This is a genomic window from Paenibacillus sp. sg306046, from assembly GCF_059821225.1.
In genome coordinates, this window is record NZ_JCAMRT010000009.1 from 125,058 (window position 1) to 141,114 (window position 16,057).

The following is a 16,057-nucleotide window of genomic DNA, read 5'->3' on the forward strand; positions in this document are numbered from 1 at the left end:
GGGAGACAAGAGTGCAATGAACGATAGAGGGGTAACCGGCTTTGCCGCGGATGATGCTTATCACAAGGTCAGCCTGAGGGAACGGCTCGGCTACAGCGTTGGCGATGCGGCGAGTAATTTGATTTTTACAGGGGCTGCGACGTTCCTGACGTATTTCTACACGGATATTGTGGGGCTGGCGGCAGGTGCGGTCGGCACGCTGATGCTGATCGCCCGGGTGCTGGACGCCTTCTTCGATATCGGGGTCGGGGCGATGGTGGACAAAACGAAGAGCCGCTTTGGTAAAGCCCGGCCGTGGCTGCTGTGGATGGTCATTCCGTTTGCGTTATCCGGCGTCTTGCTGTTTACCGTGCCGAATATCGGTCCGGGCGGAGCGCTTGCGTACGCTTATGTAACCTATATGCTGATGAATCTGGCTTATTCGGCCATTAATGTGCCGTACGGCGTGCTGAACTCGCTGATTACCCAGGACGGATACCAGCGCTCGGTGCTGAACATTTTCCGGATGGTCGGCGCGCTGGTGGGGGCATTGGCGGTCTCCTACTTTACCCAACCGATGGTGCAGGCGCTGGGCGGCGGCAAGCAGGGCTGGGTGACCACGTTTGTTATGTTCAGCGTCATTGCGATTGTGCTGTTCCTCATCACGTTCAGCACGACCAAGGAGCGGGTGAAGCCCACTGTTTCCCAGAAGGAAATTCCGCTCAAGCAAGGGCTGACAGCCTTGTTCCGCAACAAATATTGGGGCATCATGGTGCTGTTTGCGATCGTTGTGTTTATCAATAACGGCGTCGGCGGCGGGCTGAATATGTATTATGCCCAGTATATTTTGAAGGATGAAAGTCTGGTAGGGCTGCTCGGCATTATGGGGCTGCTTCCGATTCTGGTCGGCTTGTTCCTCATCGCGCCGTTCATCAAGCGTTACGGCAAGCGGAATGTGGCGGTTGTCGGCAGTATTCTGATGATTGTCGGTTCGCTGATTATTGCCGCCAGCCCTGAGCAGCTTCCTGTCGTACTTACGGGGCTGGTGATCAAGGCGATCGGCATTACACCGATTATCGGGACGATCTTCGCCATGCTGGCCGATACGGTGGAGTACGGCGAATGGAAGACCAGTGTCCGCACGGAAGGGCTCGTCTATAGCGCGGGCAGCTTCGGCACGAAGGCGGGCAGCGGAATCGGCGCGGCGATTATCGGCTGGGGACTGGCGATCGGCGGCTATGTCGGCGGGCAGGCTACGATCAGCGCGGAGGCGAGCGCGGCGATTCACTTTATGTTCATCTACTTGCCGTTGATTTTGTCCGTCGTGCAAATTGTCATCTTATGGTTCCACAAGCTGGATAAGCTGTATCCGCAAATTGTCAGCGACTTGAAGGCAGTCAAAAATCAATAAGGGGCAGGGAGTTTCGCGTTAGTTGGCTGCGGACAATGGTGTTATCCCGTTTTTTATGATAGGATGAGACCGAGTCTATAACGAGGAAGTGACCGATTGTGATCGACATTACGATCCCTACTCCGGATGTGACGATTGCCAAGCAAGCCGACCCGCAGCTGAGCCACATTTACGGATTTACTGATTTTATTTTGATTCCCCGTGACAAGGGCGGCATCTTTATGTTCTATAATGCTCAGGACGAGCTGCTGTTTGTCGGGAAGGCGAGAAAGCTGAGGCCGCGCATCAAAAAGCATTTCGAGGATACGGTATCCCCTATGAAGGATCACCGCAACGAGGTGACGAAAATCGAGGTTTGCTTGGTCGAGGAGCCGCTGCACCGGGAAATTTATGAGACGTACATCATCAATACGCTGAAAGCGAAATACAACGTAGACAAAGTGTTTAACTAGGGTGAGGCAAGCGGGCATGTATGCCCGGCTCCTCAGATCGTCAAGCACAATCCTTCTGTTCCGGCGCGAGTTGCGGGGCAGGAGGATTTTTTTTGCCTTCATTTGCATAACGCCGGTCGGCAGTCGCTGTGAAGTTTAGCGGTCTGGTACCAATTACCGGCCGTTTGGGGTACACTAAGAGGATGAACAAGGGAATGGGAGTGGGCATATGAGCAGTGAAGAAATTATTTTGACCCAGGAAGGGCTGGAGAAGCTGGAAGAGGAGCTGCGTGAGCTGAAAACCGTCAAGCGCAAGGAGCTGGCGGAGCGGCTGAAGGTGGCGATCAGCTACGGCGATCTCAAGGAAAACAGCGAATACCATTCCGCGAAGGACGATCAGGCTTTCATGGAGACGCGGATTCAGGTACTGGAGCGCATGCTGAAAAACGCCAAGGTTGCCGATGCGGGCGCTTTATCCCGCGATGAGGTCGGCGTCGGCTCAGTCGTTGTGCTGAATGATATTGAATTTGCCGAGCAGATTGAATATCGGCTCGTCGGTTCTGCCGAGGCGAATGTGGCGGAAAATAAAATTTCGTATGAGAGCCCGCTGGGCAAGGAGCTGCTCGGCAAAAAGGTCGGCGACACGATCAGTGTCAACGCGCCGATGGGCGTGCTCAAGTATGAGCTGCTGGAGATCAAGGCGTAGGCGATGGCTGCGCATCGACAGGACAAACCAAACCATCCGCGAACCGGCGCTGCCGGGCTGCGGATGGTTTTTTGTCGCGCTGCGCCGGCGTTTCTGCGGCCGGACAGGGTCAGGTCAGCAGGTCCTGCAGCGTATGCTCCAGCGTGCGGAAGGTGAAGCGGAAGCCTTCGCGCTCCAGCCGCTCCGGAATGACCCAGCGGCTTTTTACGATCAGCTCGGTTTCGGTCCCCAGGGCGAGGGCGCCGATTTCCAGCATCCACTTGGCGGCCGGCAAGCCGAGCTTCCGGTTCATCCCTGTCCGCAGCTGCTGCATCAGCTCGCGGTTCGTGACGGGCGTTGGCGACGAAGCGTTAAAGACGCCGCTCAAGTCATTCCGCTGCTGGAGGAACCGGATGATCCGGAAAACATCCTCAATATGAATCCAGCTGAACCGCTGGCGGCCTGAGCCTTGCACACCGCCGAGTCCGAAGCGGACCAGATTCTGATAAGGCGTCATCACGCCGCCGCCCGGTCCCAGCACGATCGCGATCCGCAGCGCGACTTGCCGGGTGTGCGGCGGCTGGAAGGCGAAGAAGGACTGCTCCCACGCCTTGGCGACCTCGACGGAAAAGCCTGAGCCGAGTTCGCCGTGCTCCTCCGTCATCGGCCGATCCTCCGCATGGCGGTAGATGGTAGCGGTGCTGGAGTTGACCCAGAGCGGAGGCGGGCTGTCGCAGGCCAGCACAGCTTGGCCGAGCAGCTCGGTCGTCTCTGTCCGCGATTGCAGAATCGCTGTCTTATTCGCTTCGTTATACCGACAGTTGACCGATTTACCGGCCAGGTTAACCAGCAGCTCGGCCTGCTCCAGCGCCGCGACGATGCCAGCCGTGTCGGTCCACGCGATCGCTCCGGGCTGCCTGGAGATCAGAAGGACCTCGTAGCCGAGCTCCGTGAACTTGTTCCGCAGATAGCGGCCAATAAAGCCGCTTCCGCCGGCCAGCACGATTTTCTTCTTCATGAAATTCACCTCTTGAACATCATTTTGATGAAAAAGGGCACTGCAATCAGCTGTTGGCAGAGAAGCTCCCGGGTAGGCAGGCTGTCCGTCAGCTTGATCAGATCATCGCCGCTCGAAAAAAAGTCCGCGTTGCGCGAGGGCAATCCGGCGTTATAAAAGCGCATCAGCGCTGAGCCTGCCGCATCGGTCAGGGTAAAGGAGGTCGCCAGCGGGTCATCCTTGGCCACCTGAGCGATGACTTCGCCGCTGTCGTCCTTGATGTCGATCCGCGCCTGAACCATCGCCTGCTGGTAGACAGCGATCCGTTCGCCGCCGGGCAGCCGCACCTCGATAGGCGCATTCAGTCCGGCCCGCTGGTGAAACAGCAGCCGCACTTCGCCATGACGGTCCGCCAGCGTATACGTTCTGCGCAAAAACGGGTGCAGCGATTCGAGCAAGGTGCCCGTGAGCACGGCCAGCGGACCGCCCGTTTCCTTAAATTCCAGCAGTGCGTCCCCGTCTAAGGAAAAATACCGGTACACCGGCAGCAGGCCCGAGCTTTTCTTCACCATGAGCTCTCTGTCCGCCGGCAGCAGTCCATCACCGCCAGCGGCTGGCGGCGGACTGGAGGCTACGGGCTGCAGAAAAGCTTTCCGTTTCTGCGAGGAGCCGACGCCTAGCAGCAGCATAGCGGGCAGCCAGAGCTGAAGCAGCCCAAGCGCCAGCAAGCCGGAATTGGCGAATGCGTCCGCCAGCCAGCGGTACACGCAGAATCCGACGCCTCCCAGCGCCAGCGCCCCTCCGGCGAGCTGACAGCGCAGGGCATTTTTGAGATGATGCTCGCGCCAGTTCAATACCGTCCCCCCTTGACCAACCCCTGATTATTTCCAGATGGGGAATTATGCCCCACCCTATACCATGATTATAACCCTTGTTTTTCCTGGCGTACAACCAGGCGGGGCGAGCCCCTAATCATTGACAGCTGGAAAGCAGTCTGTTACTATATGACTTAACAAGGTAGTTGGCGAAATTTTTTTGGAAAAGTATCTTGTTATGCAAGTTAGTAATTTGAAGGAAAGGAGTGTCAGTTGCGCATGTCAACGTATAGCCAGATGCTCAAGGGCATCCTGGAGGGCTGCATTTTGCATATTATATCGCAACGGGAAGTGTACGGCTACGAGCTGTCGGTTGTGCTGGCGGAAAGCGGCTTTTCTTTTGTCAGCGAAGGGAGCATCTACCCTCTGCTGCTGCGGATGCAGAAGGAGCACTGGATTACAGGCTATCTGAAAGCGGAGGAACGCTCCGGCGGACCCCCGCGCAAATATTACCGGCTGACCGACGAAGGCCGTCAGGTGCTGCAGCAATTCGGCATGCATTGGAACGAGCTGAAGGGCAGTGTCGATGCGATTTTAACTCAAGGAGGAAACCGCCGTGAACCCACATGATTTGGTTCGGGAAAATAACCGGCTGCGGAAGCAATTGCGGCCAGACAATAAAGCGTACTACGAGGGAATGCTTGTCTATATTCGCTCCAGCCCGATCAGCGAGCAGAAGGGAGAAGAGCTGCTGCTGGAGGTGCTCCAGCATATGGTGGAGGCGCAGGCGCAGGGGCGTTCCGCCCTCGATGTATTCGGCAAGCAGCCGGAGGCGTATTGCCGGGAGCTGCTGGAGCAGCTGCCGAAGCCGGGCTTGCCCGAGCGCTTGTCGACGCTTGCGTTGATCGTCTGGTGCTCGCTGACCTGGGCGCTCCTTTTGCCGGCCTTAAACGGGCTGCTGTGGCTGCTGTCCCGGAAGTCGTTTGAGGAAGCCAGCCGGCTTCCGCTGTCCACGCTGCTGGTTGATGTGCTGATGTCGATGGCGCTTATTGCGCTGATGTTCCGGCTGCTGCGGACAAGGGCTTTCCAGCGGGCGGGGATGTTATTTAATGTGCTGCTGTTTGCCGGGCTAACCGGATTTATTGGCACCAGTACGTTGACCGGCTTGTACGCGCAGAACTGGCTGCCGATTGTGACGCTGCACCCCGGCCTCAGCTTGCTGCTCTTCTTGCTTGGACTGGCGGGCATCAGGCTGATCTTCTTCCGCAAGGGCTTCGGACGGCGTGCAAAGGCCGCTTAGGCAGGTTGGACGAATGGACGGGTGCGTTGGCCCATGCCAGCCGTCCGGCTCCGTCATATCCTAAGGCAAACGACTTTGCCAAATGGAGATGAAGAGATGGCGATGCCCTACCCTGTTCAGCCAGGCAGCAGGACGAAGATTGATGTGCTTATTCCTGCGATCGAGAAGGATCTCAAGACCCTTCCTTACGTGATTGATGCCGTCCGAAAATATGTGAAGCACCCGATCGGGCAAATTTTGATCGTGTCCCCCCGTAAGCCGCGCATCAAGGCGCTGTGCCGTCGTAAGGGCTGCCGTTTTGTCGACGAGACTCGCGTTTTTCCGCTGACCAAGCAAGATATGAAGTACAGCTCCCGCACCTGGGACCGCTCCGGCTGGTTGTTCCAGCAGCTGCTCAAGCTGTGCGGAGATAAATTGTGTACGGCCGATTATTACCTGGTTATCGACGCCGACACGGTGCTGATCCGGCCGCATGTGTTTTTGTCCGGGAAGAAGACGGTATTTTATACCCGCAGCTGGAGCCAGCCGGAATATTTCAACACGTACCGCAAGCTGATGGGGACCCCGCGCTCCTCGTCGCGGTCCTTCGTCGCGCATTACATGCTGTTTAAGCGCTCGAAGGTCAGTCGGCTGAAGCGCACCATCAAAGCGAGGCACGGCATAAGCTGGTACCGCGCCATTTTGCGCAGCATGAACAAGTCGCGGCAGTTCGCTTTCTCAGAGTTTGAAACGTACGGTAATTTCCTCCACGCGGCCAATCCGGGCCGACTGCTGCTGAAGCCAACCTTGAACCGCAGCCTGCATACAAGCGTAACCCGGCTGTCCGCGTCGCGCATTCGGCGGCTCGCTGCCTCGTACCGTTCAATCTCCTTCCATGAGCGAAATGCTTACACCAGAAAACCGAAGGCTTCGCGCGGCTGAAGGCTGGCTTGCCATTCGTGAGAGGAGGGGGAAGCGATGCGTATTGTGCTGTTGTCCGGCGGTTCGGGGAAACGATTATGGCCGCTGTCCAATGAGATCAGATCAAAGGCATTCCTGAAGCTGCTGCAGGCCGCTGACGGGAGCCGGGAGTCGATGATTCAGCGGGTATGCCGCCAGCTCGACGCGGCGGAACTGCTGGAGCGTACGGTGATCGTCGCGCACCGCAGCCAGACGGGCATTATTCAGCGTCATGTCGGCGAGCGGATTCCCGTGCTCAGCGAGCCTTGCAAGCGCGGTACGTTCACAGCGATTGCGCTGGCGGCTGTGTCGGCCTTGGCTGACGTACGCGCGCGGTCCGGGCAGGTAGATGGAGCTGCCGAAGCGGGCGCAAGCTTGGCGGCGACATTGGTTGAGGCGGAAGCTCCGGGTGCTGACGGGACGCCGGGTAGCGATGGAGAGGCGACGGTTAGCCGGGATGCGGCGTCAGGCCAGGGTGGTGCGGCGGCTGGCCCGGATCAGAAATCTGCGATGGAAGGGGAGGCGGCATCCGTCCTCTCTCTGGATGAAACGGTATGCGTGCTGCCGGTGGACGCCTTCGCCGATTCGGCATTTTTCCGGCTGCTGCATACGTTTCCCGATGCATTGGCGGAGTCGGGCGCCGACCTCGCACTGCTCGGCACAGCCCCGCAGCAGCCATCCGATCAGTTCGGCTACATCGTGCCCGCTGCCGGAGCGGGCGATGGGCAGCGTTGGCTGCGCGTCGCCCGGTTCGCCGAAAAGCCGACCCCGCAGCGGGCTGCCGAGCTTATTCAGTCGGGCGCATTGTGGAACTGCGGCGTGTTTGCCTTCAGGCTGCGGTTTATGCTGCGGGAGCTTGCGAGCAAAGCGCTGCCGCTGGACCAGACGGAGCTGCTGCGCGTCTATGAAAGCTTGCCTGTGCGCAGCTTCGACGAGGAAGTTGTGGAGCGCAGCGGCAAGGTCGTGGTGATTCCCTATGAAGGCGGCTGGCAGGACTTGGGCAGCTGGGCCGCGCTGACCGGTTATGTGGAGGACCGCGTTGTAGGCGCTGGCTGCGTCTCCGAGGACTCGGCGAATACCCATATCGTAAATGAGCTGGCCGCGCCGATTCATGTCATTGACGCGCCGAACCTGATCGTTGCCGCGAGCCCGGACGGCATTCTGGTCGCAGGCAAGCACAGCGCCAGCCGGATCAAGGAAGCGCTCGCTGCGCAGCCGGAGCTGGCCCGGCCGCGGTTGGAAGAGACGCGCTGGGGCTCCAGTCGTGTGCTGGACCAGTGGTCAACCCCGGCAGGGCTGGAGGTATGGACCTGCCGGCTGGAGCTGCTGGCGGGCAAGCATACCAGCTACGAGCGGCATCGGCAGCGAAAAAAAGTGTGGACCGTGGCGTCCGGTACGGGCGAGCTGCTGCTGGACGGGCGGCTATGCCCGCTGCAGGCCGGGGATGTGCTGCACATTGCGCCCGGCGTGCGGCATGCGGTGAAGGCGGTGACGGAGCTGACCATCATCGAGGTGCAGCTGGGCGGCCCGCCCGCCGAGGCGGAGGTGGAGCAGCTCGCCGAGACGTGGGCGGAAGCTTTGCGGGCAGACGGCCAGGGCCGGGGCGAGCCGACAGAGTGAGAGTTAGGCGGCCGTCCATCTCCAGCCCCTGAAATGGGCGGCCGCCTGATTGAGGGTAGCCTAGCGTAAATAAAACCAAATATTGAACGAGACTTGGTGTTTACTAAGGAGTTCCTGTATAATTAGGCTTGACAAACATAGTGAACGGGACTTATTACGTTGCTTATGGATAAACTGTACGTAGAAGCCATATTCGCGAATTGGAGTTGCAGGGGGTTGAATGCATGATGAATACGTGGACGCTTAAAGTGCGGGATTTCGGCAAGATCAGCGAGGCAGATATCAGAGTAACCCCTTTTATGATGTTTGTCGGAGAGAATAACAGCGGGAAAAGTTATATGCTCGAGCTGCTATGGGGCATTTGCAAAAACATGGATTCGATCATGAGCAGAGTGCGCCAAGAGGACGAGTTCCAGCAATTGCTTGTGCAAATAGGTCTGGCATTGAAGAGCAGTCCGGTTGAAGGGGAGCATCAACGTAGGTCGCTCAGGATTGATGAAAACATGCAATCCAGACTCTTTCAACTGCTGAATCTGGCTTTGATGGCATCTAAGGAGTCGCTGGTAAAGGCGATCTTTAATCATTCTATTCCTATTGCCGGTTTGGAAGTTGCAAGAGACACGTATTTTAACTTTAGAATTCAAGTGACAAAACGGCAAGTGCTGTACTCTCGAGTTATTCGGACTGAGCATGAATCAGAAGAAAAGAAAACGGTGCAAGCTCCGATTTTTATAGATATGTATGCCTTGTTACTAATTAAAGAAAATGGAGAGGAAGAGCTGCTTACTTCCTTCGGGCTGGATTCGGAAAGAGAGCAAAATAAACTTCCAACCATTTTGTTGAGTAAAATTGTGGAAGTGCTCATTTGCAGCGATTACTCGTTTTCCTATAGAGGCCATTCGTTTGAACAGAGACGGTCAGGGCTTAGTGCTCCGATCTATTTTCCTGCTTCCCGCACAGGGTTTATGCATACTTACAAGACCATTCTCGGGAATGATCGAAAAGAATTAAGGCGACAATTGTTACATGAAGAATCCGTGATCGAAGAGGAGTTATTAAATTTCGACGAGGGGTTAAATCTCTACGAGGAGAAGCCTCGCTTGACACTTCAGCTGACTGCACCCGTTCAGGATTTTCTGGAAAAGTTATCGGAGTCCTATTGGGATGACGAGCAGCAAGAGGTTTATAAGGAAGAAATCCAATTTTTAAATACAAATATTTTAAATGGCCGCGTAACTATGGACCAAGCCCAAAATTATCGTTTTGTGGCCGATCGCGTGGCTGAGGGATTGCCTTTACATGTCACCTCCTCGCTGGTAGCAGAGCTTGCGCCACTAGCCATATTTTTGGCATCGCAGTATGATCCGCAGTTGCTTATCATAGAGGAATCGGAGTCGCATCTTCATGTCAGGAAGCAGCTGGAGCTGGTTCGCATATTTTTTAGACTGATAAACAAAGGCAAGTCGATTTGGCTTACGACACATAGTGACAGCTTTGCCCAGCAGGTCAATAATTTGCTTACTTTATCGCAGCATCCGAATCAAGAACAGCTGTTTGAGGAGCTGGGCTACGATAAATCCGATACTTTGCAAGATGTAGCGTACTCCTCTTGCTACGAGTTTAAGTCGGTGGACGGCAAAACGGTGGTCGAGGAGATCAAGCTCGGCACGTACGGCTTTGTCATTCCGACGTTTAATACGACTCTTGAAAAATTGTTGATTGAAACCAGTAAAATCCAGGATTTTGGTGAAGTGGATGCCTGATTTTGAAAACTCTTTAAAAAGAGTCGATCAAAGCTATTACAGCTTGCTAGAGGGCTTGTCCCATGATGTTGAAGAAACCTCCAAGGATGGAAAGGCGAGACTGACAGTAACCTTCCATTCTACCCAAGAGAGAATATGGATAAGGTTACTTCAGGAACATGCGGCCTGGCTGCAGTATGCAGTTAACAAACGTTGTGCGGACGGCATTCTCATTGAAATTGATTCAAGCAATCATAAGCAATGCAACTTGTATGTGATTGAGTTGAAACGTACAGTGGACTCAGAAAAATGGACGTCGGATATCAAATCTCAATTTAGAGGAGCTACACTTCGAGCTCTGGCGTTTTTATCGACTCTGGGTGTCACGCAGGTGGTGAAGCAGGAGTATGTCACTGGATTTGTTCATTCGAGTATGGAGACTTCTGTTGCCTCCCTTAAAGCTAGACAAAAGATAGACGAGTCAAGTCTTGTTGCCAAAAAAGGGTTTGTAGGTGGTCGTAGGGACGAAGAAATTCTTGAGTGGGAACAAGAGGAAATCAAAATTTTTGACGGCATTTTTGTCCATCGTAAGGTACAGCTTAATCTCAATGCGGAGGATATTGGGGTTGGTGAGGTTACAATAGCCAGAGGGGCGTTTTAATGTATCACTCCATTTTTACTTAATTAGGGTGTTGAAAAGAGGCTAGCGATGAATAAGCAATCCATATACGGGTTAACACTGGAGCAACTGATCGGATGGCTGCAGGAGCGAGGGCATAAAAAATCCCGCGCGCTGCAGGTGTGGGACTGGCTGTACCGCAAGCGGGCGGCGGATTTCGCCGCGATGACGGACGTGCACCCGGCATGTCTGGAGGCGTTGGCTGCGGAGTATGAGATTCGTATACTCACCGAACATGTCAGGCAGGAATCCGCGGACGGCACCGTCAAGTTTTTGTTCAGGCTGCAGGATGGCAATCTGATCGAAACGGTGCTGATGCGGCATAAGTTTGGCTTGTCCGTCTGTGTGACGACGCAGGTCGGCTGCAATATCGGCTGCAGCTTCTGCGCAAGCGGCCTGCTCGCCAAAAGCCGCGATCTGACCAGCGGCGAAATTGTCGGGCAGCTGATGGAGGTGCAGCATCATCTGGATCGGCTGCATCCGGGCGATCGGGTCAGCCATATTGTCGTGATGGGCATCGGCGAGCCCTTCGACAATTATATCCATATGTCCAACTTTATCCGGACCGTCAAGGATCACAAGGGACTGGCGATCGGAGCGAGGCATATTACCGTGTCCACCAGCGGACTGGCCGGCAAAATCCGCGAGTTTACCGATTCCGATCTGCAGGTCAATCTGGCGATTTCGCTGCATGCGCCGAACAATGAGCTGCGGACGCGCATTATGAAGATCAACCGCGCCATTCCGATTGAGCAGCTGATGGAGGCGATTGATTACTATTTGTCGAAGCGGAAGCGCCGGGTCACGCTGGAGTACATCTTGCTCCGCGATGTCAACGACCGCAGGGAGCATGCGCTGGAGCTGGCCGAGCTGATTGCCGACCGCCGGTCGTCCGTCAATGTGAACCTGATTCCGTACAATCCGGTGGACGAGCATAGCCAGTACCAGCGGAGCGACAAGGAAGCGGTGCTGGCCTTCTATGACGTGATGAAAAAGCAAGGCATCAGCTGCAGCGTGCGGCTGGAGCACGGCACCGATATTGACGCCGCCTGCGGCCAGCTTCGCAGCAAGCAGATTGAGCGTTCACAGGGTGCATAGCTTGAAAACGCCGACTTATCGGTTGCATGAAACGAACACCTCCAGACCCGGCAAGCCGATGCGCGGGACTGGAGGTGTTCGTTTGTTTTAGCCGGTTGTGCTCATCTGGCTTCCGTCAGGCGCCACGTCACTGCCCGCCGCCTGAATCGCAGCATTCCGGCTACCGCGCATGCCGGTTGGCCGGCCGCGCCAGCCCCAGATGCTCGCGCAGCGTTGTCCCTTCATAGTCCAGCCGGAACAAGCCCCGGCGCTGCAGCTCAGGGATGACCAGATGGACGAAGTCCTCCAGCCCGTCCGGCAAATACGGCGCCATGACATTAAAGCCATCGGCTCCGCGCTGCACAAACCACGCCTCCAGATGATCGGCGATTTGCTCGGGCGTGCCGGCCACGGTCTGGTGGCCCCGTCCGCCCGCTACCCGCATATACAGCTCGCGCAGCGTCAGCCCTTCCTCGCGCGCCATGGCGAGCAGCAGCTGGTTGCGGCTTTTGTCGCCATTGCTGTCCGGCAGCTCCGGCAGCGGCTCATCCAGCGGATAGCCGGAGATGTCATGACCCAGCTTGCGCGACAGCGCGCCGAGCCCTACGACAGGGTGAATCAGCTCCTGCAGCTCATCCAGCTTGCGCTGAGCCTCTTGCTGCGTCCGACCGATGATGGGAAATATGCCTGGCATGATCAGCAGCTCATGTTCTTCCCGTCCATAAGCAGCGAGCTGGCTCTTGAGACCGGCATAAAATTGCCGAGCGCGTTCCAAAGTGGGCTGCGCCGTGAACACGACCTCCGCCGTTTGCGCGGCCAGCGCCTGACCTTCTGCCGACGAGCCCGCCTGGATCATCACCGGATAACCTTGCGGGGAGCGGGCAATATTTAACGGGCCGCGAACGGCGAAGTGCTCGCCCCGGTGATTGAGCTTATGCAGCTTGCCGCTGTCGGCAAACCGGCCCAGCTCCCGGTCGATCAGGAAGGCATCGTCCTCCCAGGAGTCCCACAGGCCGGTGACGACCTCAACGAATTCCTTGGCTCGCTCATAGCGCGCGGCATGGGCCATATGGGCGTCCCGGCCGAAGTTGCGCGACTCGTCTGCCAGCGCCGAGGTGACCACATTCCATGCGGCCCGTCCGCCGCTGAGGTGATCGAGCGAGCTGAACATCCGGGCGATGTGAAACGGCTCGTTATACGTCGTGGTCGCTGTAGCCGCCAGGCCGATCTGCCGGGTGACGGACGACAGCGCGGCCAGCAGCGTAAGCGGTTCCAGCCGAATTGAAATTTGATGGTCATAAAACGCAGCCGAATCCGGCATGCCGAGCGTATCGGCGAGAAAGATCAGATCCATTTTGCCGCGTTCGGCCGTCTGGGCCAGCTCCTGATAGAAACGGACATCCACCAGCCGGTTGGCCGCCGACCGGGGATGACGCCAGGCTGCAAGATGATGCCCCGTTTCCATGAGAACAGCGCCCAGCTTCATCTGGCGGCGGGAGTCCTTGTTTTTATGCATAGCGATCCTCCACGTTGCGATTTTCTGCTTTCCACGCAGCACGCGCCTTGCTCACGATTAGTCCTCGTACAACTTGTTAACTTGCTTGCGATACGCTTGGGGCGTGATACTCATTTTGCTTTTGAACGACTTGACGAAATAGGCGCTGCTTTTAAAGCCGACCTGCTGTCCGATCTGGGTGATGCTCAGATTCGTCGTGGACAGCAGCAGCCGGGCTTCGCGGATACGGTGCGCCATCACGTATTGGCTGAGCGTACAGCCCGTTTCGCGGCTGAACAGATGCGACGCATAATAAGGCGACAGGTGCAGCGACTCGGCCAGACGCTCCAGTGAAAACTCCTGGGAATAGTGTTCATTGATCCAGGCCATCATCTGCTCGACATGGCGGCTGTTGGAGCGCGGACCTTCGCTTGATGAAGTCTCCGGATCGCCCTCGGTCAGCTTGCGGAACTGGCGCAGCAGGGTGAACAGGAACAGCACGACCTCCTCCGTTTGCTGCAGCTCGGTGCAGGTGTGCAGGTTATAGTGGAAGTCCTGCAGCAGCTCGGCGATCAGCGTCTGCTGCAGCAGGTCGAGCTGAAGCACCTGCTGGTGCAGCTCAGCCTTCCACAGCTTGTTGAAAAACATATGCAGCGCCGGGAACATCGCCATATACCGCTCGAACAAGGACGGGTCAAAGACGAAGATGCTGCGAATATACGGGCAGTCCGGCGTCACGTTCAGCTTGAACTTGTGCAGCTGATAAGGCTGGCACAGCAGCAGAGTGCCGGGGGAAACCGGATGAAGCTTCTGATCAAACATCAGGTGGCCGTTGCCCTCATGGACGTATAAAAATTCGATGCCCTGGTGGGCATGAATTTGCTCAAAGCCGCCTTCGCGCGTTTCGCGGCGGTAATGGAAGATGTAGCTTTTTTCTTCAAACTTTGCTTTGGGCTCTAGCATGGGACGGTGAATCACCTCTACATGTAGCAAGCTGGGGCGTTGCTGTTATCCCTTGAGCGCTCCGATGAGAACACCCTTGACAAAATGCTTTTGTAAAAACGGATAAATAAACAAAATTGGCAGCGTTGCGACCATAATGGACGCGTACTTGATCGTTTCGCCGATCTGGTACAGCTCATTGACCGCCCCGCTGGAGATCGTGTCGGTCGCATCGCTGATCAGCAGCTCGCGTAAAATAAGCTGCAGCGGGTACAGGCTGCGGTCCTTCAGGAAGATGGAGGCGTAAAACCAGGCGTTCCAGCGGTCAACGGCCGCATACAAAATCACGACGGCAATAACCGGCATGGACAACGGAATCACAATGCGCAGCAGGATCGTCAGCTGGTTCGCCCCGTCCATCTTGGCCGATTCCTCCAGCGTCTCGGGGATCGCCTGGAAAGCCGTGCGCATGATGATCAGATGGAACGTGTTCATGGCAAAGGGTAAAATAACCGAGCTGAGCGAGTTGGTCAGCCCGATGCCCTTCACGATCAAATAAAGCGGAATCAGCCCCCCGTTGAAAAACATCGTAAACACGATGAAAAACAGAAAAAACGGATTCCACATCACCCGCTTGCGCGACAAAACAAAGGCGGCGACAGTCGTCATCGCGACGCTTAGTACAACGCCGCTGAGGACGACCAGCAGCGTGTTCAGATATCCGGTATAAATCGACTTGTTGCCAAGCACGTGCTTGTAGCCGCTCAGGTTAAAGCCAAGCGGCTTCCACAGCAAGCCCTGATGGGCCATCAGCCGTCCGCCTTCGCTTACCGACGCAAACGCTACGTACAGCAGCGGATACAGCGTGCTGACGACCAGCGCGCTCAGCAGAAGGGCGATCAGGCCGCTGAACAGCTTGTCGGACCAACTGATGGACCGCGTCACAGGCATCAAACTCCTCTTCACCACAAGCTGTTTTTACTCCACTTGCGGCTCATGTAATTGGCGGCGATGAGCAGCAGCAGATTAAACGCCGAATTAAACAGGCCGACGGCCGAGCTGAACCCCCAGTTGGCTTCCAGCAGCCCTTTGCGGTAGACGGAGGTAGCGATGACATCGGCTGTTTCATAGATCACCGGATTGTACAGCAGGACAATTTTCTCATAACCGACATTCAGCATATTCCCGATCCGCAAAATGAGCATGATCATGATCGTCGGCAGCAGGCCCGGCAAGCTGATATGCCACATTTGCCGCCAGCGGGAAGCTCCGTCGATCCGCGCCGCCTCGTATTGCTCCGAATCAATACCCATCAGGGCAGCCATGTAAATGATGGACTCCCAGCCGGTTTTCTGCCATATTTCCGAGACGACATAGATCGGGCGGAACAGCTCGGGCTTTTGCAGCATGGACTGGCCGTCCGTCCCGGTCAGCGCCGTATAAGCGGTATTGATCAGCCCGCCGCTATTCGTAAAATCCTTGATGATGCCGCAGATGACGACCAGCGAAATAAAATAGGGCATGTACGTCACCGTCTGCACGAAGCTGCGCAGGTAGCGGCTCCGCACTTCATTCATCAGCAGAGCCAGCATGATCGGCGCGGGAAACTCAAACAGCAGCGTGTTCAGGCTGATCATCAACGTATTGCCGAGCAGCCGCCAAAAATAATAGCTGGAAAAAAACGCCTCGAAATGCTTGAGTCCGACCCAGTCGCTGCCCCAGATGCCTTTGACCGGCGAAAACTGCTTGAAGGCGATGACGGCTCCGTACATGGGCGCATAATGAAAGACGACGTAATAAGCGATGACGGGAATCATCAGCAGGTAAAGCGTTTTATTCAGCGCGAGATCCTTGAGAAGCCGCACGGCGAGAGGGCGGCGTTTCTTCGGCGCTGAAGCAGACCGGACCACGGCACTCCGTTTCATACGGGACATCCTTTCTGATC

16 protein-coding genes are annotated in these 16,057 nt (G+C 56.3%); 10 read left to right on the forward strand and 6 right to left on the reverse strand.

Annotated features, from left to right (window positions below; genetic code table 11):
• Positions 1 to 16 precede the first annotated feature (16 nt).
• The 3 genes from AC6ROY_RS11620 to greA all read left to right on the forward strand — a co-directional run bounded on the left by AC6ROY_RS11620 (position 17) and on the right by greA (position 2,527).
• The gene (locus tag AC6ROY_RS11620; RefSeq protein ID WP_500100583.1) at positions 17 to 1,390 is read left to right on the forward strand and encodes a glycoside-pentoside-hexuronide (GPH):cation symporter; all 1,374 of its coding nucleotides are present in this window, start codon (positions 17 to 19) and stop codon (positions 1,388 to 1,390) included.
• A gap of 98 nt (positions 1,391 to 1,488) precedes the next feature.
• Entirely contained in the window at positions 1,489 to 1,842 is a 354-nt protein-coding gene (locus AC6ROY_RS11625) for a nucleotide excision repair endonuclease (protein ID WP_500100584.1), read from the forward strand.
• Between the two features lie 208 nt (positions 1,843 to 2,050).
• Entirely contained in the window at positions 2,051 to 2,527 is a 477-nt protein-coding gene (gene greA, locus AC6ROY_RS11630) for a transcription elongation factor GreA (RefSeq protein WP_500100585.1), read from the forward strand.
• A 109-nt stretch (positions 2,528 to 2,636) separates the two neighbouring features.
• Here greA and AC6ROY_RS11635 read toward each other — a convergent pair whose 3' ends face one another.
• Positions 2,637 to 3,524 (reverse strand): TIGR01777 family oxidoreductase, encoded by an 888-nt coding sequence (locus AC6ROY_RS11635; RefSeq protein ID WP_500100586.1) that lies wholly within the window; start codon positions 3,522 to 3,524, stop codon positions 2,637 to 2,639.
• A 5-nt stretch (positions 3,525 to 3,529) separates the two neighbouring features.
• Positions 3,530 to 4,357, reverse strand: coding sequence for a hypothetical protein (locus AC6ROY_RS11640; protein ID WP_500100587.1), 828 nt, complete (start codon positions 4,355 to 4,357; stop codon positions 3,530 to 3,532).
• Between the two features lie 240 nt (positions 4,358 to 4,597).
• Between AC6ROY_RS11640 and AC6ROY_RS11645 the strand changes: the two genes are divergently transcribed.
• From AC6ROY_RS11645 to rlmN, 7 genes are all read left to right on the forward strand, one after another.
• On the forward strand, positions 4,598 to 4,948 hold the full coding sequence (locus AC6ROY_RS11645) for a PadR family transcriptional regulator (RefSeq protein ID WP_500100588.1): 351 nt from the start codon (positions 4,598 to 4,600) through the stop codon (positions 4,946 to 4,948).
• Entirely contained in the window at positions 4,935 to 5,618 is a 684-nt protein-coding gene (locus AC6ROY_RS11650; protein ID WP_500100589.1) for a DUF1129 family protein, read from the forward strand. The genes AC6ROY_RS11645 and AC6ROY_RS11650 overlap by 14 nt, the downstream gene beginning before the upstream one ends.
• 96 nt (positions 5,619 to 5,714) lie before the next feature.
• Positions 5,715 to 6,539 carry a DUF6492 family protein gene (locus AC6ROY_RS11655; protein ID WP_500100590.1) on the forward strand — a complete coding sequence of 275 codons (825 nt, stop codon included), beginning with the start codon at positions 5,715 to 5,717 and terminating at the stop codon, positions 6,537 to 6,539.
• 36 nt (positions 6,540 to 6,575) lie between these two features.
• Positions 6,576 to 8,177, forward strand: a complete 1,602-nt coding sequence (locus tag AC6ROY_RS11660) for a sugar phosphate nucleotidyltransferase (RefSeq protein WP_500100591.1) — start codon at positions 6,576 to 6,578, stop codon at positions 8,175 to 8,177.
• Positions 8,178 to 8,401: 224 nt separating this feature from the next.
• Complete coding sequence (locus AC6ROY_RS11665; RefSeq protein WP_500100592.1) at positions 8,402 to 9,940, forward strand: AAA family ATPase; 1,539 nt, start codon at positions 8,402 to 8,404, stop codon at positions 9,938 to 9,940.
• Entirely contained in the window at positions 9,933 to 10,580 is a 648-nt protein-coding gene (locus tag AC6ROY_RS11670) for a hypothetical protein (protein ID WP_500100594.1), read from the forward strand. The genes AC6ROY_RS11665 and AC6ROY_RS11670 overlap by 8 nt, the downstream gene beginning before the upstream one ends.
• 48 nt (positions 10,581 to 10,628) lie before the next feature.
• Positions 10,629 to 11,696: a dual-specificity RNA methyltransferase RlmN gene (gene rlmN / locus AC6ROY_RS11675; RefSeq protein ID WP_500100595.1), complete on the forward strand. Its 1,068-nt coding sequence runs from the start codon at positions 10,629 to 10,631 to the stop codon at positions 11,694 to 11,696.
• A 160-nt stretch (positions 11,697 to 11,856) separates the two neighbouring features.
• Here the strand turns inward: rlmN and AC6ROY_RS11680 are convergent, their stop codons facing one another.
• From AC6ROY_RS11680 to AC6ROY_RS11695, 4 genes are read right to left on the reverse strand one after another with little or no spacing between them, the layout of a single operon-like run.
• Positions 11,857 to 13,191 carry an LLM class flavin-dependent oxidoreductase gene (locus tag AC6ROY_RS11680; protein ID WP_500100596.1) on the reverse strand — a complete coding sequence of 445 codons (1,335 nt, stop codon included), beginning with the start codon at positions 13,189 to 13,191 and terminating at the stop codon, positions 11,857 to 11,859.
• A gap of 57 nt (positions 13,192 to 13,248) precedes the next feature.
• Positions 13,249 to 14,133, reverse strand: coding sequence for an AraC family transcriptional regulator (locus tag AC6ROY_RS11685; RefSeq protein WP_500100598.1), 885 nt, complete (start codon positions 14,131 to 14,133; stop codon positions 13,249 to 13,251).
• Positions 14,134 to 14,178: 45 nt separating this feature from the next.
• Positions 14,179 to 15,057: a carbohydrate ABC transporter permease gene (locus tag AC6ROY_RS11690; RefSeq protein WP_500100599.1), complete on the reverse strand. Its 879-nt coding sequence runs from the start codon at positions 15,055 to 15,057 to the stop codon at positions 14,179 to 14,181.
• A 17-nt stretch (positions 15,058 to 15,074) separates the two neighbouring features.
• Positions 15,075 to 16,037 carry an ABC transporter permease gene (locus AC6ROY_RS11695; protein ID WP_500100600.1) on the reverse strand — a complete coding sequence of 321 codons (963 nt, stop codon included), beginning with the start codon at positions 16,035 to 16,037 and terminating at the stop codon, positions 15,075 to 15,077.
• Positions 16,038 to 16,057: the final 20 nt, after the last annotated feature.